Source organism: Streptomyces sp. NPDC087300 (assembly GCF_044744425.1).
Lineage (GTDB): Bacteria > Actinomycetota > Actinomycetes > Streptomycetales > Streptomycetaceae > Streptomyces.
Genome location: NZ_JBIUYI010000001.1, coordinates 427,027 through 445,780 on the forward strand (window position 1 = coordinate 427,027; position 18,754 = coordinate 445,780).

An 18,754-nucleotide genomic window follows, 5' to 3' on the forward strand; every position below is an offset into this window, starting at 1 on the left:
CCCCGAACCGGGCGGGCCCGTGCCCGGTGCGGGCGCGGTGCGGGCGGACCACTCACGCGCGCGTAACGCGTGCCGGGTACGGTGATCTCTCGTGACGTCACCCTCGATACCTGTGCGCCAAGTTCCGGACTCCTCGGGCCTCTTGGCATCCCTGCTCGCTGCCGTGCCTGTCACCGTCGTCGAGACCCGGGACGACCCGGCGGACGCGGTCCTCTTCCCCGAGGAGGCGGCCGTCGTGGCGAACGCCGTGGCCAAGCGGCGGAACGAGTTCACCACCGTGCGGCACTGCGCGCGTACGGCACTGGCCGCCATCGGCGTGCCGCCCGCGCCGATCCTGCCGGGGCAGCGGGGCGCGCCGCGCTGGCCCGACGGCGTCGTCGGCAGCATGACGCACTGCGCCGGGTACCGCGCGGCCGTCGTGGCACGAGCCACCGACATCGCCTCGCTCGGCATCGACGCGGAGCCCGCCGAGCCGCTGCGCGACCCGGACGTACTGAAGCTGGTCGCCGACGAGACGGAGCGCGCCGCGCTCGCGAGGCTCGGCGCCCGGCACCCGGGAACGCCCTGGGACCGGCTGCTCTTCAGCGCCAAGGAGTCCGTCTACAAGACGTGGTTCCCGCTCACCGGGCGCTGGCTCGGCTTCGAGGAGGCCAGGGTCGAGCTCGATCCGGACGGCACGTTCAGCGCGCGCCTACTGGTCGAGGGGCCCGTGGTGGAGGGCGTCGAGCTGAAGGTGTTCTCCGGGCAGTGGGCGGTGGGCGACGGAATCGCCGCCACGGCCATCGTGCTGCCGTTCACGGTCGCTTCCTCCGGCGCCTGAACCGCCCTGTCACGGCCGCTCCGTCCGGTACGTGGGGCGGCCCGCCAGCCAGGTGCCGAGCACGCGCGCGTGACGGATCTCCATCGGGTCCACCGCGCGCGGGTCGGCGGAGAGCAGGACGAGGTCGGCGGGGGCGCCGGGCACCAGGGCGATGCGGTCGTCGGCGCCCGCCTGGTGCGCGACGCCCTCCGTGGCCGCCGTCAGCGCCTCGTCCACGGTGAGCCGCTGGTGCGGCAGCCAGCCCTCCGGAGGATCACCTACGAAGGTGCGCCGGGTGACGGCGACCTGGATGCCCTCCAGCGGAACGTGTGAGCTGACCGGCCAGTCGCTGCCGAAGGACAGCCGCACACCGTCGCGGGCGAGGTGGCCCATCGGGTACTGAAGGGCCGCCCGTTCCGCGCCGATCCGCGGGATGGACAGCTCGGTCTGCAACGGGTCCGGCTGGGCCCACAGCGGCTCGAAGTTGGCGATCACGCCGAGGGCGGCGAAACGCGGCAGGTCGGCGGGGTCCACGACCTGGACATGAGTGATCACCGGGCGCCGGTCCCAGACCGGGTTGGCGCCGCCGGCCGCTTCCACGGCATCGAGCGCCGCTCGTACGCCCGCGTCGCCGATGGCGTGGATGTGCGTCTGGAAACCGTCGGCGTCGAAGGCGCGGACGGCCTCGGCGAGGGCCCGCGGTTCCCAGACGGGCATGCCGCAGCTGTGCGGCGCGTCCAGGTAGGGGGCGAGCATCGCGGCCGTGCCGCCCTCGACGACGCCGTCGCTGAAGTACTTCACGGTGCGCGCGGTCAGCAGTTCGCCGCCCTCTGAGGCCACACGCGCGCGTGCCGCGGCGAACCGCTCCCGTTGTGCGCGCCAGTGGTCGGGGTCCGCTCGCTGGGCCAGGTCCACGCGGAAGCCGAGCGCCCCGCGCCGGGCGGCGGCCAGATAGGCGTCGATCATCTCCGGCTCCACCCAGGCGTCCTGGACCCAGGTCAGTCCCGCGCGCGCGTACGCGTGCCCGGCGCGCCGCACCGCTTCCACCAGTTCGTCCTCGGCGCGCGAGGGCACCTGATCGAGCACGAGGTCGCAGGCGTGCCATTCGCGCAGCGTCCCGAGGGGTGTGCCGTCCGGGCGGCGCACGATCCAGCCGAGGCGCGGCTCCGGAGTCGCCTCCGTCACCCCGGCCCTGCGCAGCGCCTCGGTGTTGCACCACACGGTGTGGTAGTCGTCGGCGCGCAGCACCACGGGCCGGTCGGCCACGGCCTCGTCCAGCCAGCGTGCGTCGAACTCCCCGTCGGGCGCGAGCGCCGGATCGTAGGACGCCCCGACGACCCACTCCGCCTCCGGGTGCTCCTTCGCCCACCGCCCCACTTCGGAGACGACGCTTTCGACGGAGCCGAGCCCCTTGATCTGCGGTCCGAAGCTCTCCAGACCCCCGAAGAGCGGGTGCGCGTGACCGTCTCCGAAGGCGGCCATCAGCAGTCCGTCCCCCACCTCGACGACCTCGTCGGCGTCCGCGGCCAGGGCGCGGGCCGCGTCGCCGAGCGCGTGGATCCGGCCGTCGCGCACCGCGAGTGCGGTGGTGTCCCCGCCGGGGGCGGAGCCGGTGCGGACCGTGCCGAGGAAGACGAGGGTCGTCGCCGTCATGCTGTGGTTCTCTCCCTGTGCGTGTGGGGTGCTCTGTGCCTGTGGCTGCTCTGTGCCTGTGGGTGCTCTGTACGTGTCGGTTGCTCATCGGCCGCGTAGGCCACTTCGACCGCTCCGGCCGCTCCGGCCGCCGCGCGAAGCCCCGCCCCTCAGACGCGTTCCGTGTCCACCGTCGTCAGTCGCTCGTACGCCGCCGGGTCGCGCCGCCGGATCCGCAGCGCCACCGCGACTCCCGCCACGAACAGCAGGGGCAGCGGCGCGATCAGGGCCGTGTTGACGCCGGCCGAGGCCCCGGTGAGCAGATCGAGGTTGGCGCAGACCAGGACGATCATGACCACGAGCCCCGCGCAGGCGAGCAACGGGGCCCACGTCACGCGCCAGGCCGGCATCGCGCGCCGGTTCCCTCGGAAGAAGCCGTGGACGGCGAGCGCGGCGAGCGCCTGCATCAGCATCACGCCGAGGATGCCGGAGCCGCTGCTCCACAGGAAGGTGACGTTGTACGGATCGGCTCCGGCGAGCACGGTGACGACGATCACGGCGAGCGCGACGGCCGACTGCGTGACCACCGCGGCGGCGGGCGCCCGGGTCCGCGCGGAGACGGTGCCGAGGCGGGTGGGGAGCAGGCCCTCCCTGCCGAGCGCGTAGAAGTAGCGGGCCGCGCCGTTGTGGAAGGCGAGGGTCGCGGCGAAGGCGCTCGTGATGATCAGTACGTGCATGGAGTCGGCGGCCCACGCGCCCGCGAAGCGTTCGGTGGCCGAGAAGACCATGTCGGCTCCGCCGTCCCCGTTCGCGACGTCCTGGGCGCGGCCCGCGCCGTACGCGTTGATGATCATCCAGACGGTGAAGGTGTAGAAGAGCGCGAGGAACCCCACGGCCAGGTAGGTGGCGCGCGGCACCGTCCTGGCCGGCTGCCGCGCCTCCTCCGCGTAGATCGCGGTCGCCTCGAAGCCCACGAAGGCGCCGATGGCGAGGACGAACATGCCGCCCACCCCCGACGCGCCGAGGTGTGCCGGGGAGAAGCTGCCGGGGTCCAAGCCCTGCGGGCCGCCGCCGTGCGCGAGGACGCCCGCCTCGAAGACGAGCAGCACGAGGACTTCGAGCACGAGCGCGACGCCGAGCACCTTGGCGCTGAGCGTCACCTTGAGGTAGCCGAGTACACCGATGGCGAGGAGCCCGCCGAACGCCCAGATCCACCAGGGCACATGGGCGCCGGTGAGGTCCTCGAAGCCCGCTTCGGTGAACCAGCCGAAGGCGGCGAGCAGTCCGACCTCGATCGCGTTGTACGCGAAGAGCGCGACGTACGCGGAGCCCGCTCCCGTCGGCAGGCCGAGGCCCCGTCCGATGTAGGCGTAGAAGGCGCCCGCGTTGCGCACGAAGCGGCTCATCGCGGTGAATCCGGCGGCGAAGACGATGAGCGGAAGCCCCGAGAGGAGATAGCCGAGCGGGGCCGCGCGGCCCGCCATGCCGATGGCCAGCGGGGCGACACCGGCCATGACCGTCAGTGGCGCGGCGGCCGCCACCACGAAGAACACCAGGTCGCCGGTGCCGACGGCACCGCCCTTGAGGCCCCCCGCGGAGGCGTCCGCCGATGTCTCGGAACCGGCGGGGCCATCCGCACCGGACGCGGGCGCACCGGGCATGGATGCGCCGGAGACGGGCGCGCCGGACACAGGCCCCGGCACAGGAGGAGGTGCGGAGGAGTGGGGTGCGGTCACGCGCGTACTCCCGGTTTCGGGGTCCCGGACGGGCCGGGACGGCGGGAACGACGGGGGAAGCCCGGAAAACTAAACCCTTTAGTCCTGGCTGGCAGGACCGTACTCTGCACCCTACGCGGCTGGGAAGACCCCCTTCCGCAAAGGGAGTTGCGGGGCGAGATGACCACGGGCAGGGGCCGACCGCGCAGACCGGTGCTCGACGCGGAGCTGATCGCGCGCGAGGCGCTCGCGCTGATCGACGCCGAGGGCGAGGGCGCGTTCAGCCTGCCGCGCCTGGCGGGGCGGCTCGGCGTGCGGACCGCCTCGCTCTACAACCATCTGGACGGCCGCGCCTCGGTCATCGAGGCCGTGCGGCGCCTGATCGTCGAGGAGATGGACGTCTCCGCCTTCGACGCGCTGCCGTGGCCGGACGCCCTGGCGGCCTGGGCGCGTTCGTACCGCGACGCGTTCGCCCGGCATCCGCACGCGATCGGTCTGCTCGCCACGACGACGATCAGTTCGCCGGCGACGCTCACCATGTACGAGGCGGTCGTGACGGCTCTCGCGCGCGGTGGCTGGCCCCCGGAGCGGCTGGTCTCGGTGCTGACCGGCGTGGAGTCCTTCCTGCTCGGCTCCGCGCTGGATCTCGTCGCTCCCCCGCTGATGATCGACGCTTCGGGCCAGGCGCCGCGCGTCCCGGTGCTCGCGGCGGCCCTGGACGCCGCGCGGGCCGGGGACAAGGCCACCCGCGCGGAACGCGCCTTCGACGAGGGACTCGACGCCCTCGTCCGTGGCCTGGTGGCCCAGTTGGCCGAACTGGGCCACCGGCAGGGGTAGTTGAGAGAAAAGCGTGCCGGTCAGCGGCCGCGCGCCACCGCGTCACCGTCCGCGAGCGTCTGCCAGAACATCGCCTCGTAGCGCTGCACGAGCCGCCCGTAGCGCAGGTGCACCGCGGAGATCCGGCCCCGGTCGAGCCCCGCCTGCACGGCGGCGAGCGCGTGCCGGTCCAGGTCCGGCGCGGGCTCGGCGAACAGGTCGAAGAAGCCGCAGGCCTCGTCCGAGAAACCGCGATGTTCACGCAGCGCACGGGCGATCGTCGCGCAATAGCCGCCCCAGGAGGCGAAGTTGGCGGTGAGCGCGAGCGCGACGTCGGCCGGTTCGCCGTTCAGGGCGAGCCAGGCCACGTACGCCGGGTAGGCCTGACAGCCCGCCTGCGGCTCGTACGTCTCGGCCTCCGCCTTGCTCACCGCGCAGGCGTCCAGGAGCGGCGCGAGCCGTTCGGCGGCCAGTGACTCACCGTCGGCGAGTGCGTCGAAGAAGGCGGTGGACTCCGCGTCGCCGGATGCGGCGGCACGCTGGGCGAGATGACGGAAGGAGCGCTGGTCGGCGGGGATGACATGGCTCTGTTCGAGCGCGAGGACCGCGAGCGTGCGGGGATGCGCCGTGCCGTCCGCGACGAGGGGGACGAGCGGGTTGGCGTCCGCCTCGGGGGCGAGGCGTTCGGTGGTGGTGCGCAGGAGTTCGTATGCCGTCGGTGTCATCGCACGCGCCTTCCGGTCGGGAACTTCTCGCTCCGACTGCTAGTTTCTACTCTGCTGTAGATATTGGCGAGGCCCCGGAACCGCGCACGGCGGACCGGACCGCGCCGAACACCCCTGATACATCGATTTTTTATGGAGTTCTCCATGGCCCTGTGGGACCGCGTCAAGGAATCCGCATCGACGATGCAGACCCAGCTGATGGCGAAGAAGAACGACCTCAAGAGCGGCGCCTTCCGTGACGCCAGTATGGCGATGTGCGCCCTGGTGGCGGCCGCCGACGGCTCCGTCGATGCCAGCGAGCGCCAGCGCGTGGCCCAGCTGATCGGCACGAACGAGGTGCTCCAGAACTTCGCCGCGGACGATCTGCAGCGTCGCTTCAACGAGTACGTCGACAAGCTGACCGCCGACTTCGCGTTCGGCAAGGTGAGCGTCCTCCAGGAGGTCGCCAAGGCGAAGAAGAAGCCCGCCGAGGCCCGCGCCGTGATTCAGATCGGCATCGTCATCGGCGGCGCCGACGGCGACTTCGACAAGGACGAGCAGGCCGTCGTGCGCGAGGCGTGCTTCGCGCTCGACCTGCCGCCGCACGAGTTCGACCTCTAGTCTCCGGCCACGAGCGCCCTGCGCGGCGGCACCGCTGTGAGCGGTGCCGCCGCGCGGCCGTCAGAGCGGGGTCGCCGCGCGGAGGATGAGCACCATCGTCACCGCCGCGTTCGCCGAGGACATCGCGGAGACGGCGGTACCGAACGCGGCGCCCCACAGGGCGAGGCCCACGCCGGTGAACACCGAGGGCGGCCGGTTCCGGGCGGTCGGCGCCGGACCCAGCAGGGCCGCCACGCGGCGCGGCACGGGGCCCGCCGCGGCGAGGCCCGCGAGCGTCGGTGCCGGGCTCCGGCGCGAGACCAGCGCGGCCTTGCCGATCGCGCGGGCGACGGCACGGCGGTCCGCCACCGCGCCGGCCGCCGTCTCGTCGGCCCACCGCTCGGCGGTGTAGGCGACGGAGGTGCGCAGCGGCCGCAGGAACGGATTGGCGCGGGCCGCCAACTGCGTGACCAGCAGGTGCCGGTGGTGCCGCCCGGCCAGATGCGCCCGCTCGTGCGCGAACAGCGCCCGCCGCTCCGGTGCGGCGAGTTTGCCGAGCATGCCGGTGGTGACCACGACCCGGCCGCCGTCGCGCGAGGGCAGGGCGTACGCGTACGACACCTCGTCCGCGAGGACCGCGACGGACGATCCCGGCAGCCCCTGGACGGCGCGGCGCGCGCCGCGGCGCACCCGGCCGTGCCGCCACAGCGTGTGGGCGCAGGCCGCGCACACCAGAAGCAGCGCGGGGATCGCGGCGCGGCCCGCGTACTCGTCGAAGGGCACGGCCGCCCGCACCTCGGGGTCGGACCAGGCGTCCGGCAGCGGGTTGCCGGGCAGTTGGGCGGTGCCGACGACCATGAGGAGCGCCAGGCAGAGCGTGCTGCACAGGGCCATCACTCCGGCGACCGCGGTGAGCAGCCGGGTCGCGGCGCGCGGGTGCAGATGCTGTTCGGCGAGGCGTGCGATCGGCCACGCGGACAGCGGCAGGACGAGGGGCAGGAAGACGAAGACGCCCATCAGCGGCGGAATCCCTTCAGGCGTCAGTCGTCGGGCTCTGCGTCCGCCCGCCCGAGCAGCTCGCGCAGGAGCTGCTCGTCGCCGGGCGACAGGGTCGTCACGAAGCTGGCGAGCACGGCCTCGCGGTCGCTCTCGCCGTCGAGCACCTTGCGCATGCGGAACGCCGCGAGCCCGGCCTCGTCGGACGCGGACGTCCAGGCGAACGAGCGTCCCGCGCGCTCACGGGTCACCACGTCCTTGGCGAGCAGGCGCGTGAGGATCGTCATCACGGTCGTGTAGGCGAGGTCTCCGCCGATGCGCTCCTGCACCCAGGCGGCGCTGACCGGCTCGCGCGCGGACTGCAGCGCGGCGAGCACCTGCGCCTCCAGCTGGCCCTGCGCGCGCCGCCGCAGCCGCGGCTGCGGCTCTTCGCGTTCGTGGTCCGTCATGCCCTGCGCCCCTCCGCCCTCTCGTGTCCCGCGGCGGCTCCGCGGGGGATTCCGCGTCGTTCCGCGGGCGCCACATCGTAACGGGCGACCGCCGTCCCGCCCTCTTCTACAGTCCTGTAGTTTTTACAGTCCCGGCCGAGACCAAGGGCCGGGGAGGAACAGACCCCGGAACGCAGGAGGACATCGTGGGAGTTTCCCTGGCCAAGGGCGGCAACGTCTCGCTCAGCAAGGAGGCACCCGGCCTGACCGCGGTCCTTGTCGGTCTCGGCTGGGACGTGCGCACCACGACCGGCACGGACTACGACCTCGACGCCAGCGCACTGCTCTGCGACGAGTCCGGCAAGGTCGTCTCCGACCAGCACTTCGTCTTCTACAACAACCTCACGAGCCCCGACGGGTCCGTCGAGCACACCGGTGACAACCTCACCGGTGAGGGCGAGGGCGACGACGAGGCCGTCAAGGTCAACCTCGCGCAGGTGCCCGCCCAGATCTCGAAGATCGTCTTCCCGGTGTCGATCCACGACGCCGAGAACCGCGGCCAGAGCTTCGGCCAGGTCCGCAACGCCTTCATCCGCGTGGTGAACCAGGCGGACAACGTCGAGATCGCCCGCTACGACCTGTCCGAGGACGCCTCGACCGAGACCGCGATGGTCTTCGGCGAGCTCTACCGGCACGGTGCCGAGTGGAAATTCCGCGCGGTCGGCCAGGGTTATGCCAGTGGGCTGCGCGGCATCGCCTCGGACTTCGGCGTCAACGTCTGACCGACGCCCGCGTCGGAGCGAGGGCCCGCGGCCCGCGCGGCACCCGGCCGCGAGCACGCGCGAACCTTGAGGAGGCAGGTCATGTACGGCGACCAGGAAACGGTGCGCAAGATCCTGACGGAGCTCGGTGACACCTGGGCCGTCGTCGGCCTGTCCAACAACCAGGACCGGGCCGCGTACGGAGTCGCCGCCGTCCTGCAGCGCTTCGGCAAGCGCGTCGTGCCGGTCCACCCCAAGGCCGAGACGGTCCACGGCGAGCAGGGCTATCCGTCCCTGTCCGCCGTGCCGTTCAAGGTCGACGTGGTCGACGTGTTCGTGAACAGCGAGCTCGCGGGCGACGTCGCGGACCAGGCCGTGTCGGTCGGCGCGGACGCCGTGTGGTTCCAGCTCGGCGTGATCGACGAAGCGGCGTACGAACGTACGCGCGCTGCGGGTCTCGCCATGGTGATGAACCGCTGCCCGGCGATCGAGATTCCGCAGCTGCCGTAGGGCGTGGGCCCGGGTCCACCGCGACCCGGGCCCGGCCTTCGCAGCGGCTCCCAGTACCAGGGACCCGCCCTCAGAACTCCTTGTCCGGCCAGTCGAGGAGCCGCGCGCCGATCACCGCGGTCTGGAGCGTGTAGCGGTGCACGGGATCGGCCGGATCGGCGCCGGTCAGCTGGTGGATGCGTTCGAGGCGGTACGTCAGGGCGCGCACGCTCAGCGCCAGCCGGCGGGCCGCCTCAGCCGCGACGCACCCCGCGTCGAAGAACACCGTCAGCGTTTCGAGCAGCGGCCGCGCGCCGCCGCGCGCGTGCCGCAGCGGTCCGAGCGTGTTGAGCACCAGGTCGGCCATCGCCTGCCGGTCCCGGGTGAGCACCGGGTAGACGAGCAGGTCGGCGGCGCGCAGCACGGGCTCGTCGAGCTCCAGGCGCGCCGCGAGATCGAGCGCGTTGAGCGCTTCCTCGTACGACTGGACGACCCCGCCGGGACCGGGCTGCGGACGCCCGATGGCGACGCGGCCTCCGTCGGTGGCGGCGTACGCCTGCTTGGCGAAGTAGGCGAGCACCTCGTCCTGGTCGCCGGGGGCGATGCACACCAGACGGCCGTCCTTGGTGGTGACCAGGATGCTGCGGTCGCCGAACCGTCCGACCAGGGCGCGCTCGACCTCGCGGGGCACGGTGTGCCCCTCCTCGTAGCCGTCGGCGCCCTGGGCGACGGCGACCGCGTGTTCGTAGGAGAGGCGCAGTCCGAAGCGTTCCGCGCGCTCGGCGAGCAGCCCGAGGTCGCTGCGCCCGTACAGCAGGTCGTCGATGAACTCCCGCCGCGCCGCCTCCTCTTGGCGTACGGCGAGCCGCTGGGCCCGCTCGTAGCCCTCGGCGAACGCGTCCACGGCCTGCTCGGCGGCGGCCAGCGCACTGTCGGCGGAGGCCGCGTGCGCGGCGGGCCAGTGGGCGCGGGTCGCCGCCAGGTGCGCGCCGACCAGGGCGCGCAGTCCGTGGCCCGCGTCGGCCGCCCGCTCCCCCAGCGCGCGCCGCGAATCCAGCTCGTCGCGGGTCAGCCTGCGCCCGGTCGCGGAGGCATCGGCGAGGATGCGGGCATAGCCGTCGAGATACTCCTCGGGTATGCCCTGTCCCGTCATGTTCTGCCCCCGATGTCCCGATGAATCATTGCTGCCTTTCTAACGCATGGCGCGCCGGCGGCGTGGGGCGGGTCCGGGGACGGGACCGCGTCAGGCCTGCTGCCAGGGGGCCTGCCGGAACGTGCCGCCGTACATGGGCAGCTCGACGCCCTCTCCGTAGCGGGCGAGTTGCGCCCAGGGCCGGTTCAGGCCCGCGGAGCCGTAGGCGCGCACGCGCGTGACGGCGTCGAGGTCGAGGACGTCGACGAGGACCTCCTCGCCGCCGCCCGCCTGCTGGCGCACGATGCCCTCGGGGTCGACGATCAGGCTGGCGCCGACGCCCGCCGGGTCGGCGGCGTTGACGTTGACGACGTACAGCTGGTTGGTCCAGGCGTTGGCACGCGCGCAGACGAGTTCCATCTCGCGGTCGCGGGTGGTGGTGAGGGTGGGCTGGATGATCACCTCGGCGCCCAGCCAGGCCAGCTGGCGTGCCGTCTCGGGGAAGGAGCCGTCGTAGCAGATGGCGAGGCCCGCGCGGCCGATGCCGGGCAGGTCGAAGACGACGAACTCGTCGCCGGGCGCGGTCCTTTCGTAGGGCTGCCAGGGGAACACCTTGCGGTAGCGCGCGGCGATCTCGCCGTCCGGGGAGATCGCGAGCGCCGTGTTGTGGACGCGTCCGTCGGCCGCCCGCTCGTACACGCTGCCGGGGACCAGCCACAGCCCGGTCTCGCGGGCGAGCGCGCAGAGGTGGTCGGTGAGCGGTCCGGGGACGGTGCAGGCCGCCTCGGTCAGCCAGCCGTCGCCGTCCGCGAGGAGCGGGGCCTCGGCGCTGAGCATCAGCTCGGGCAGGACGACGAGCTGGACGTGCGGGAAGGTCTGCCGCACGGCGCGGACCCGGCCCGTGCAGCGTTCGAGGCTGGCGGGCAGGTCGTGCGGGACGGGGGTGGTCTGGACTGCGGCGATGGCCAGGGTGCGCATGCTGGTTCAGTTCTCCGTGACGGTGAGGCGGGTGACGGCCGTGCGGCCGTGCCGGAAGAAGCCGATGTGGCGGCCGCGGAGCGCGGTCATGACGACGGCGCCCACCAGGACCGAGCCGACGCCGAGCAGGAAGACTCCCCCGACGCCGCCGAGGGACGTACGGCCGTACGCCGGGTCGAACATGTCGTAGGCACTGCGGGCGAAGGCGGCCAGCATCATCAGGCCGCCGATGCCCGGCATGACGCCGCGGACCAGCAGATCCCTTGCGGAGCCGCGCAGTTGACCGCGGAAGTGCCAGGCGCAGGCGATGCCGGTCACTCCGTAGTAGAGGGCGATGAGCAGGCCGACGCAGCGGATCGCGTCGCCGAGGAACTCGGTGGAGACGACGGTCAGCAGGACGAGCACGGTGGCCGCCGCGCCGCCCAGGAACACCGTGCCGAAGGCGGGGGTGCGGTGGCGCGGGTGCATCCGGGCGAAGGCCTGGGGCAGCGCGCCGTGGGCCGCCATCGACAGGGCGGTGCGCGGGGCCGCCGCGGCGGAGGTCAGCAGGGCGCCGACGGCCGATACGGCGATCGCGAGCTGGACGACCTTGGCGAGCGCGTCGCCGAGGACGGCGGGCCCCAGGCCGGTGAGGACGTCGCCCGCGATCGCGGCGTTGCCGAGGCCGAGGCCCGAACCGCCGGTCCCCGCGAAGGAGATCGCGGCGAGCGCCGTGAAGAGGTACGTCACGAGCAGCACGACGGTGGCGATCAGCGCGGCCCTACCGGGGGTGCGGCCGCTGTCGGCGGTCTCCTCGTTGAAGGTGATGAGCGCGTCCCAGCCCCAGTAGATGTAGAGGCACAGCAGGACCGCCTCGGCGCAGGAGCCGAAGCCGTCGAAGGCCAGCGGGTCGAAGAACGCCAGGGAGGGGGTCGCCGCGCCGTCCCTGGCGAGGGCCGCGACGCCGAAGGCGAGCAGCGCGACGAGTTGGAGGCCCAGCATCGCGTACTGCACCCGGGCCGCGAGCCGCACGCCCCGGTAGGCGACCAGGGCGGTGAGGGCGAGCAGCAGGACGGCGACGGCGGTGACCGCGAAGCTGCTGCCCGCCGCCGCGTCCAGGCCGGCGAAGCCGAGCAGCGCGCCCGCGCCGACCCGCGCGAGCGCCGTCATGGCGAGCACGATGGCGACGAGCGGCGTCCAGCCGCCCATCAGCCAGCCCGCGGCAGGGCCGAAGACCCGGGTGTTCCAGACGAAGACGGTGCCGCAGTCCGGCATCTCCCTGTTGAGCGCGCGGAACGCGAAGGCGGTGAGCAGGATCGGCACGAACCCGAGCAGCAGGGCCGCCGGTGCCAGGTCCCCGACGACCAGCGTCACCAGGCCGAGGGTGACGGCGATGCTGTAGGCGGGTGCGACCGAGGCGAGCCCGAGGGCGACGGTGGCGAGCAGTCCGACGGAGTCGCGACTGAGGCCCTTGTCCGAGGGGGTGTCCGGGGGCGCCCCGGCGGCATCGGTGGTCATGACGGCCTCCCAGGGGAGAGTGCGGCACCGGCTTCTTTTCGCTAAACGGAGATTTAAGAAAACAGGCCTCGCGACGTCAAGCCCCGCGCAGGTATCTTTTGCTTCCTGTTCAGAGAATCCGGACGGCGAGGGCGAGGGGAGCACGGTGGCGCGGCGCAAGGACCAGGAGGCCAGAAGGGCCCAGCTGAGCGAGGCGGCGGAGCGGGCGCTGCTCAGCCGCGGCCTGGAAGGGCTGCGCCTGCGGGACGTGGCGCAGGAGGCGGGTGTGACCCCGGCGGCGGTCCTGTACTACTACGAAGACCTCGACGCCCTGATGTACGAGACGTTCCAGCAGGGCATCGAGCGGTTCTGCCGCAGCCGTGAGGAGGCGGCGGCCCGGCATGACGACGCCAGGGAACAGTTGCTCGACTGCATCCGTCATGGGGTCGCGACAGGGCCCCAGGACCAGCTGCCCCGGCTGCTCTTCGAGTACTGGCCCCGCACCCTGCGCGACCCGAAGGCGGCCTCGCTCGACAGCGTCCTTGCGGAGCGTCAGATCTCCGTCTACCAGGGCATCCTCGTCCTCGGCGAGGCCCAGGGGCACTTCACGCTCGACGATCCGACGCGCCTGGTGGCCGCCACCTTCGTCGCCCTGGAGGACGGCTACCAGATGAGCGTCCTGGCGGGGCGCAGGACCCGCCAGGAGGTGATCACCGCGCTGCACTCCTACGCGCGCGTGGCCACCGGCTACCGGCCCGAGGACTGAGCGGAACAACCGGCGGGCACCCGGCGTTGGACGGGGCATGCCTCTGACTGGAGAGTACGAGCCCGGGACGTTGGACTGGGCGAGCGAGCAGGCCGAGCTGATCGAGAGCTCCGGCGGGACCAAGGGCACGACCTACCGCGACAAGCCCGTCATTCTGCTGACATCGGTGGGCGCCAAGAGCGGCAAGCTGCGCAAGAACCCCCTGATGCGCGTGGAGCACGACGGGGAGTACGCGGTGATCGCGTCGAAGGGCGGCGAACCGGAGAACCCGTCGTGGTACCACAACCTCGTCACCCAGCCCCATGTCGAACTGCAGGACGGCCCGGTACGCAAGGACTACCGCGCGCGCGTGGCCACCGGTGACGAGCGCCAGCTCTGGTGGGACCGCGCGGTGGCGGTCTGGCCGGACTACGCCGGTTACCAGAAGAGGACGACCCGGGAGATCCCGGTGTTCATCCTGACGCCCTTCGACGCCTGATCATCGCGGTACCGTGGCGCGGGCGGTCAGTCCGCCCGCGCCTGTGCCGTTCGCCCAGTTCCTCGGGGCGCTCGACGAGCCGCGGGGTCACCGGGAGGGAAGGACCTGTCGGGCGGCACGGGAGCCGTGCTCCGTAGGGGAGCCGTGCTCCGTAGGGGAGCCGTGCTCCGTAACGAAACTGTGGTCCGTAGGGGAGTTACCCCTCCCCTAGCCCTACGCCTCCACCTCCCGCACGAGCTCGATCGCCCGCCCCAACGTCGCGAGGCGCGCGTCCAGCGTGTCGCCCGCCGGGTAGAGGCGGACCGTGTCGACGCCCGCGGCGCGCCAGACCCGCAGCCGGGCGCGGACCATGTCCTCGGTGCCGATCAGCGTGGTGGCGAGGACCATCTCGTCGGTGACGAGACCGGCGGCCCCCTCGCGGTCGCCGGACTGCCAGCGGTCACGGACGGCCTCGGCCGTTTCGGCCCAACCCTGCCTGCTGTAGGCGTTGTTGTAGTAGTTCGTCGTGGCGGAGCCCATCCCGCCGAGGCTGAAGGCGAGTTCCTTCTTGCGGCCCGCGACCATCGCCCGCAGCGCGTCCTCGTCCCGCGCGAACGCGACCTCGGCGCCCTGACAGACGTCGAGATCGGCGCGAGCCCGCCCCGCCGCTGCGAGGCCCGCGTCCAGGTGGTCGAAGTACGCCGCTCCGGCGCCCTCCGGTACGAAGCTGGTGCCCAGCCAGCCGTCCGCGACCTCGCCGGTCAAGCGGAGCATCTTGGGCGACAGGGTGGCGAGATACACCGGGATGCCGTACTCGGCACGCATCGACAGACGCATGGGGCGCGCTTCGCCGCCGGGCAGCGGGATCACGAACTCCCGTCCCTCGTAGGAGATCTTCTCGCCCGAGACCGCCCGTCGGACGATCTCCACCGTCTCCCGCATCCGGGTCAGCGGCCGCGCGAAGGGCACTCCGTGCAGCCCCTCGATCACCTGCGGCCCCGAGGGGCCGAGGCCGAGCAGGAAGCGCCCCTCGGAGATCTGCGACAGGGTGATCGCCGCGCGGGCGATGGCGACGGGGCTCCGGGTGGCGAGCTGGATGATCCCCGAGCCGAGCAGCAGCCGCTCGGTGCGGGCCGCCAAGTAGCCCAGTGGGGACGGCGCTTCGGAGCCCCAGGCCTCGGCCACCCAGCAGATGTCCATGCCGAGTTTCTCGGCCTCGGTGACGAAGTCCACCGTCTCCCGCCAGTCCGCGCCGGACGCCTCGATCGTCGTGGACGTACGCATCAGGCGCTCTCCCCCGGCCCGTTGGGCCGACTCGCCGTTCCCTCGGCCAGCTCCTTGATCGCCTCGACCGTGGCGGTCATGCTCCGCTCGAACTCACGCAGCCGTACGAACACGATCTTCTGCTCCTTGTCCGGCATCCGCTCGATCGCGTGGGAGAGCCCGGAGCGGCCGGGCCCCATCCGCATCCACTGCGTCAGCTCGGTGCCGCCGTCCGCGCGGGCCGTGAGAGTGAACCGCCAGGTGGCGCTGGGCTGTTCGGGGTCCGAGACCGCCCAGGCGAACACCCGTGGCGCCGCGCATTCGACGACGTACGACGTGGTCTCCCATTCCCCGAGCGAGGGATGGCCGCTCCGACCGGTGAACCGCGCTCCGCACGCGGGACCTGACGCCCCGTCCAGCCACGCCACCGACCGCAACTCCGTGCTCAGCTCGGGCATCAGGCCGATGTCGGAGACCAGTTCCCACACCTGCTCGGGCGAGGCGGCGATCCGCCCGCTCACCTCGACCGTCGGCCCCTCCGCATACCGCGCACCCGTCCACTCCATCGTCGACTGCCCTCCATATGGTCGCTGACCTTGAGAGTTGCGTAGATGAACTCACTCGTCAAGGGTCGGCCACGAATTGCGTACGAATCAGGAGAGGAGTCGGTCCTGCCGGGTCAGGCGCCGAACCGTGCCTGGACGTCAGGGCGTTCGGCGAGGCGGGGCGGGTAGCCGGGGCCCAGGCGCGGGCGGGTGTTGGCGGCCGTCATCGGCTCCTTGCAGTGCGCGCAGACGACTTCCGCGGGGCTCTCGTGACCGCAGCTGTCGTGGTGGAAGACGACGGGTGCGCCCTCCTCGCCGCTCAGCCAGCGGTCCCCCCAGCTGTTCATGGCCGCGAGCACGCCGAAGAAGTCCCTGCCCTTCTCCGTGAGCAGGTAGTCGTAGCGCACCGGGTCCCGCTGGTAGGGCCGCTTCTCCAGGAGTCCCTCGTCGACCAGGCGGCGCAGCCGGTCGGTCAGGGTGTTCCTGGCGATCCCCAGCTCCTGCTGGAAGACGTCGAACCGCTTGATGCCGTAGAACGCCTCCCGCAGGACCAAGGGCGTCCACCAGTCGCCGAGCAGGTCCATCGTGCGGGCGATGGAGCACGGCCAGTTCGCGAAGGAAGTACGCCTCATGGCGCAAGCATACGAAGGTCTCACGATGAGACCCAGCAGTCCGGACGCCGGAACCGGCGCCGCCGTCCGGGCACGTGACGTTCGACGCAAACGGCGTCCGGGTGTTGTGGGCGGGCCCCGGAACTGATCGGGTACGAGGGCCGGACGCGCCCGAGGAACCAGGAGAACTCGCCCATGACGACCGGGTACTTCACATCCGTCGACGATGTCGCGGCCCGACTCGCCGAGACCGGGTACCTGGCCTCGCCCGCGGTCGCCACCACCGTGTTCCTCGCCGACCGGCTCGGCAAGCCGCTGCTGGTGGAGGGCCCTGCGGGGGTGGGCAAGACCGAGCTGGCCAAGGCCGTCGCGGAGGTGGCGGACGCGCGTCTGGTGCGGCTCCAGTGCTACGAGGGCGTCGACGAGTCCCGCGCTCTCTACGAGTGGAACCACGCCAAACAGCTCCTGCGCATCACCGCGGGCCGCGGCGAATCCTGGGACGAGACCCGCACGGACATCTTCAGCGAGGAGTTCCTGCTCTCGCGTCCGCTCCTGACGGCGATCCGCGGCGCCGGGCCGAAGGTCCTCCTGATCGACGAGACCGACAAGGCGGACGTCGAGGTCGAGGGCCTGCTGCTCGAAGTGCTCAGCGACTTCCAGGTGACCGTCCCCGAGCTCGGCACCATCAGCGCGGAGCGGCGCCCCTTCGTCGTCCTGACCTCCAACGCCAGCCGCGAGCTCTCCGAGGCGCTGCGCAGGCGCTGTCTGTTCCTGCACATCGGCTTCCCCGACGAGGAGTTGGAGCGCCGGATCGTCCGCATGAAGGTGCCCGGACTCGACGAGGCGCTCGCCGCTTCGGTGGTCCGCGTCGTCGGCGCGCTGCGCGCCATGGACCTGCGCAAGGTGCCTTCGGTCGCCGAGACGATCGACTGGGCGCGCACGCTGCTCGCGCTCGGCGCCGACACCCTGGACGAGGCCGTCGTACGGGACAGCCTCGGTGTCGTGCTCAAGCACCAGGACGACGTCCTCAAGGCGAGCGCCAAGCTGGCCCTGGACGCCGTGTGACGGCGCTCCCCGACCGGGTCACCGGCCTGGTCCACGCCCTGCGCGCGCACGGCGTCCGCGTCGGCACCGGTGAGACCGTCGACGCCGCGGCCGCCCTCGCGGCGCTCGGCATGGCCGACCGGGAACGGGTGCGCGAGGGCCTCGCCGCCGCACTGCTGCACCAGGAGAGCCAGCGGGCGGTCTTCGACCCCGTCTTCGACCTGTACTTCCCTCTCGGCGTCGGCGGCCCCGACGGCTCCGACACCCACCGGGCGCCCGCCGGGCGCGGCGCCGACCGGGACGATCTGCGCGACCGGCTCGCCGACGCGCTCGCCGCCGACGACCAGGCGCTCATCGGGCAGCTGGCCGTGGAGGCGGTGGACGCGTTCGGCGGGTACGGCTCTTCGCCAGGTTCGGACGGTTGGTCCTCGCACCAGACCCTGGACCGGCTGCGGCCCGAGACGCTGCTCGCGCGCGTCCTCGCCGCCCTGCGCGCGGGCCCCTCGGCCGGGGACGGCTCCTTCACTGACCGTCTCGAGGCCGACGAGATCCGGCGGCGCATCGAGGGCTTCCGCGAACGGGTGCGCACCGAGGCGCGCCGCCGGGTCGCCGAGCGGCGCGGTACCGAGGAGATCGCACGGCGTGCCGTGGCGCCCTCCGCCGAGCGGGTCGACTTCCTCCTCGCGGGCCGGGCCCACCTCGACGAGCTCCGCAGGGCGGTGCATCCACTGGCCCGCAAGCTGGCCACCCGGCTCGCCGCGCGGCGCCGGCGTGCCGCGCACGGCAGCATCGACCTGCGCCGCACCCTGCGCGGCTCGCTCTCCACGGGCGGGGTGCCGATGCGGCCCGTGCTGCGGCGGCGCAGGCCCGCGCGGCCGGAGCTTGTGCTGCTCTGCGACGTGTCGGGGTCGGTCGCGGGCTTCGCGAACTTCACGATGCTGCTTGTCCAGGCGCTGCACGACCAGTTCAGCAAGGTGCGCGTGTTCGCGTTCGTCAACCGTGTCGACGAGGTGACCGGGCTGCTCTCGCACGGCGTCGCGGACCCCGCGGGCCTGGGCGGCCGCATTCTCGGCGAGGCAACGGTGACGGGCCGGCACGGCAGCAGCGACTACGGCACCTCGCTCGGCGAGTTCGCCGAGCGCTACCTGGACGCGGTCGGCCCGCGCTCCACGGTGTTCGTCCTCGGCGACGCCCGGACGAACATGAGCGACCCGAACCTCCCGGCCCTGCGGCACATCGCCGAGCGGGCCCGCCGGGTGTACTGGCTCAACCCCGAGCAGCGCGCGCAGTGGTCGACCGGCGACTCGGCGGCGGACGCCTACGCGGACCTCGTCGAGATGCATGAGTGCCGCAACGCCGTGCAGCTCAGCGGGTTGATCGCGCGGCTGCTGCCGGTCTGAGGCGACGACCACCCGCCCCATCCTCAACAACACTTTCAGCACCACCTCTTGACGCCTCATCAGGCCCCCTCCACGATGACCCGTCGAGAAAGCGTTTTCTATCGCACCCTCGCCGCTCTTCGATCCGGCGGAAGCGGCTCCC

General features: G+C 72.6%; 20 protein-coding genes. 9 read left to right on the forward strand and 11 right to left on the reverse strand.

What is annotated here, in order from left to right; all coding sequences use genetic code 11:
• Positions 1-112: 112 nt before the first annotated feature.
• Positions 113-820 (forward strand): 4'-phosphopantetheinyl transferase, encoded by a 708-nt coding sequence (locus ACIO9J_RS01800; RefSeq protein ID WP_401990885.1) that lies wholly within the window; start codon positions 113-115, stop codon positions 818-820.
• A gap of 9 nt (positions 821-829) precedes the next feature.
• Here the strand turns inward: ACIO9J_RS01800 and ACIO9J_RS01805 are convergent, their stop codons facing one another.
• The gene (locus ACIO9J_RS01805; RefSeq protein ID WP_401990888.1) at positions 830-2,452 is read right to left on the reverse strand and encodes an amidohydrolase; all 1,623 of its coding nucleotides are present in this window, start codon (positions 2,450-2,452) and stop codon (positions 830-832) included.
• A 149-nt stretch (positions 2,453-2,601) separates the two neighbouring features.
• Positions 2,602-4,092 carry an APC family permease gene (locus ACIO9J_RS01810; RefSeq protein ID WP_401990891.1) on the reverse strand — a complete coding sequence of 497 codons (1,491 nt, stop codon included), beginning with the start codon at positions 4,090-4,092 and terminating at the stop codon, positions 2,602-2,604.
• 234 nt (positions 4,093-4,326) lie between these two features.
• Here ACIO9J_RS01810 and ACIO9J_RS01815 point away from each other — a divergent pair, with 234 nt between their 5' ends.
• Positions 4,327-4,983, forward strand: a complete 657-nt coding sequence (locus tag ACIO9J_RS01815) for a TetR/AcrR family transcriptional regulator (protein WP_401990894.1) — start codon at positions 4,327-4,329, stop codon at positions 4,981-4,983.
• A 20-nt stretch (positions 4,984-5,003) separates the two neighbouring features.
• Here ACIO9J_RS01815 and ACIO9J_RS01820 read toward each other — a convergent pair whose 3' ends face one another.
• Positions 5,004-5,687, reverse strand: coding sequence for a transcriptional regulator (locus ACIO9J_RS01820; protein ID WP_401990897.1), 684 nt, complete (start codon positions 5,685-5,687; stop codon positions 5,004-5,006).
• A 144-nt stretch (positions 5,688-5,831) separates the two neighbouring features.
• Here ACIO9J_RS01820 and ACIO9J_RS01825 point away from each other — a divergent pair, with 144 nt between their 5' ends.
• Positions 5,832-6,287: a tellurite resistance TerB family protein gene (locus tag ACIO9J_RS01825; RefSeq protein ID WP_055544498.1), complete on the forward strand. Its 456-nt coding sequence runs from the start codon at positions 5,832-5,834 to the stop codon at positions 6,285-6,287.
• Between the two features lie 60 nt (positions 6,288-6,347).
• On the opposite strand, the gene ACIO9J_RS01830 is transcribed toward ACIO9J_RS01825, so the two are convergent.
• Positions 6,348-7,283 (reverse strand): M56 family metallopeptidase, encoded by a 936-nt coding sequence (locus ACIO9J_RS01830; RefSeq protein WP_401990901.1) that lies wholly within the window; start codon positions 7,281-7,283, stop codon positions 6,348-6,350.
• Positions 7,284-7,306: 23 nt separating this feature from the next.
• Positions 7,307-7,711: a BlaI/MecI/CopY family transcriptional regulator gene (locus tag ACIO9J_RS01835; protein WP_401990904.1), complete on the reverse strand. Its 405-nt coding sequence runs from the start codon at positions 7,709-7,711 to the stop codon at positions 7,307-7,309.
• Positions 7,712-7,896: 185 nt separating this feature from the next.
• Between ACIO9J_RS01835 and ACIO9J_RS01840 the strand changes: the two genes are divergently transcribed.
• Positions 7,897-8,472, forward strand: a complete 576-nt coding sequence (locus ACIO9J_RS01840; RefSeq protein WP_401990907.1) for a TerD family protein — start codon at positions 7,897-7,899, stop codon at positions 8,470-8,472.
• 81 nt (positions 8,473-8,553) lie between these two features.
• Positions 8,554-8,961, forward strand: coding sequence for a CoA-binding protein (locus tag ACIO9J_RS01845; protein WP_401990910.1), 408 nt, complete (start codon positions 8,554-8,556; stop codon positions 8,959-8,961).
• A 70-nt stretch (positions 8,962-9,031) separates the two neighbouring features.
• On the opposite strand, the gene ACIO9J_RS01850 is transcribed toward ACIO9J_RS01845, so the two are convergent.
• The 3 genes from ACIO9J_RS01850 to ACIO9J_RS01860 all read right to left on the reverse strand — a co-directional run bounded on the left by ACIO9J_RS01850 (position 9,032) and on the right by ACIO9J_RS01860 (position 12,547).
• The gene (locus ACIO9J_RS01850) at positions 9,032-10,093 is read right to left on the reverse strand and encodes a PucR family transcriptional regulator (RefSeq protein WP_401990913.1); all 1,062 of its coding nucleotides are present in this window, start codon (positions 10,091-10,093) and stop codon (positions 9,032-9,034) included.
• Between the two features lie 90 nt (positions 10,094-10,183).
• Entirely contained in the window at positions 10,184-11,050 is an 867-nt protein-coding gene (locus ACIO9J_RS01855) for a carbon-nitrogen hydrolase family protein (protein ID WP_401990916.1), read from the reverse strand.
• 6 nt (positions 11,051-11,056) lie between these two features.
• Complete coding sequence (locus ACIO9J_RS01860) at positions 11,057-12,547, reverse strand: APC family permease (RefSeq protein WP_401990919.1); 1,491 nt, start codon at positions 12,545-12,547, stop codon at positions 11,057-11,059.
• Between the two features lie 145 nt (positions 12,548-12,692).
• Here ACIO9J_RS01860 and ACIO9J_RS01865 point away from each other — a divergent pair, with 145 nt between their 5' ends.
• Both ACIO9J_RS01865 and ACIO9J_RS01870 read left to right on the forward strand, forming a co-directional pair.
• On the forward strand, positions 12,693-13,292 hold the full coding sequence (locus ACIO9J_RS01865; protein WP_401990922.1) for a TetR/AcrR family transcriptional regulator: 600 nt from the start codon (positions 12,693-12,695) through the stop codon (positions 13,290-13,292).
• A 37-nt stretch (positions 13,293-13,329) separates the two neighbouring features.
• Positions 13,330-13,770, forward strand: coding sequence for a nitroreductase family deazaflavin-dependent oxidoreductase (locus tag ACIO9J_RS01870; protein ID WP_401990925.1), 441 nt, complete (start codon positions 13,330-13,332; stop codon positions 13,768-13,770).
• 213 nt (positions 13,771-13,983) lie between these two features.
• Here the strand turns inward: ACIO9J_RS01870 and ACIO9J_RS01875 are convergent, their stop codons facing one another.
• The 3 genes from ACIO9J_RS01875 to ACIO9J_RS01885 form a co-directional block, all read right to left on the reverse strand.
• The gene (locus ACIO9J_RS01875; protein ID WP_401990928.1) at positions 13,984-15,033 is read right to left on the reverse strand and encodes an LLM class flavin-dependent oxidoreductase; all 1,050 of its coding nucleotides are present in this window, start codon (positions 15,031-15,033) and stop codon (positions 13,984-13,986) included.
• Positions 15,033-15,578: an SRPBCC family protein gene (locus ACIO9J_RS01880; RefSeq protein ID WP_401990931.1), complete on the reverse strand. Its 546-nt coding sequence runs from the start codon at positions 15,576-15,578 to the stop codon at positions 15,033-15,035. The genes ACIO9J_RS01875 and ACIO9J_RS01880 overlap by 1 nt, the downstream gene beginning before the upstream one ends.
• 113 nt (positions 15,579-15,691) lie before the next feature.
• On the reverse strand, positions 15,692-16,189 hold the full coding sequence (locus ACIO9J_RS01885) for a winged helix-turn-helix transcriptional regulator (RefSeq protein WP_401990934.1): 498 nt from the start codon (positions 16,187-16,189) through the stop codon (positions 15,692-15,694).
• A gap of 174 nt (positions 16,190-16,363) precedes the next feature.
• On the opposite strand from ACIO9J_RS01885, the gene ACIO9J_RS01890 reads away from it, so the two are divergent.
• Together ACIO9J_RS01890 and ACIO9J_RS01895 are read left to right on the forward strand one after the other, a co-directional pair.
• On the forward strand, positions 16,364-17,233 hold the full coding sequence (locus ACIO9J_RS01890; protein WP_401990937.1) for an AAA family ATPase: 870 nt from the start codon (positions 16,364-16,366) through the stop codon (positions 17,231-17,233).
• Positions 17,230-18,612: a VWA domain-containing protein gene (locus ACIO9J_RS01895; protein ID WP_401990940.1), complete on the forward strand. Its 1,383-nt coding sequence runs from the start codon at positions 17,230-17,232 to the stop codon at positions 18,610-18,612. The genes ACIO9J_RS01890 and ACIO9J_RS01895 overlap by 4 nt, the downstream gene beginning before the upstream one ends.
• Positions 18,613-18,754: the final 142 nt, after the last annotated feature.

Coding starts and splice junctions, on each gene's coding strand:
- ACIO9J_RS01805 (WP_401990888.1), bottom strand. CDS start 2,452: ATGACGGCGACGACCCTCGTCTTCCTCGGCACGGTCCGCACCGGCTCC.
- ACIO9J_RS01855 (WP_401990916.1), bottom strand. CDS start 11,050: ATGCGCACCCTGGCCATCGCCGCAGTCCAGACCACCCCCGTCCCGCAC.
- ACIO9J_RS01860 (WP_401990919.1), bottom strand. CDS start 12,547: ATGACCACCGATGCCGCCGGGGCGCCCCCGGACACCCCCTCGGACAAG.
- ACIO9J_RS01820 (WP_401990897.1), bottom strand. CDS start 5,687: ATGACACCGACGGCATACGAACTCCTGCGCACCACCACCGAACGCCTC.
- ACIO9J_RS01875 (WP_401990928.1), bottom strand. CDS start 15,033: ATGCGTACGTCCACGACGATCGAGGCGTCCGGCGCGGACTGGCGGGAG.
- ACIO9J_RS01835 (WP_401990904.1), bottom strand. CDS start 7,711: ATGACGGACCACGAACGCGAAGAGCCGCAGCCGCGGCTGCGGCGGCGC.
- ACIO9J_RS01880 (WP_401990931.1), bottom strand. CDS start 15,578: ATGGAGTGGACGGGTGCGCGGTATGCGGAGGGGCCGACGGTCGAGGTG.
- ACIO9J_RS01810 (WP_401990891.1), bottom strand. CDS start 4,092: ATGCCCGGTGCGCCCGCGTCCGGTGCGGATGGCCCCGCCGGTTCCGAG.
- ACIO9J_RS01885 (WP_401990934.1), bottom strand. CDS start 16,189: ATGAGGCGTACTTCCTTCGCGAACTGGCCGTGCTCCATCGCCCGCACG.
- ACIO9J_RS01845 (WP_401990910.1), top strand. CDS start 8,554: ATGTACGGCGACCAGGAAACGGTGCGCAAGATCCTGACGGAGCTCGGT.
- ACIO9J_RS01825 (WP_055544498.1), top strand. CDS start 5,832: ATGGCCCTGTGGGACCGCGTCAAGGAATCCGCATCGACGATGCAGACC.
- ACIO9J_RS01850 (WP_401990913.1), bottom strand. CDS start 10,093: ATGACGGGACAGGGCATACCCGAGGAGTATCTCGACGGCTATGCCCGC.
- ACIO9J_RS01890 (WP_401990937.1), top strand. CDS start 16,364: ATGACGACCGGGTACTTCACATCCGTCGACGATGTCGCGGCCCGACTC.
- ACIO9J_RS01815 (WP_401990894.1), top strand. CDS start 4,327: ATGACCACGGGCAGGGGCCGACCGCGCAGACCGGTGCTCGACGCGGAG.
- ACIO9J_RS01830 (WP_401990901.1), bottom strand. CDS start 7,283: ATGGGCGTCTTCGTCTTCCTGCCCCTCGTCCTGCCGCTGTCCGCGTGG.
- ACIO9J_RS01870 (WP_401990925.1), top strand. CDS start 13,330: ATGCCTCTGACTGGAGAGTACGAGCCCGGGACGTTGGACTGGGCGAGC.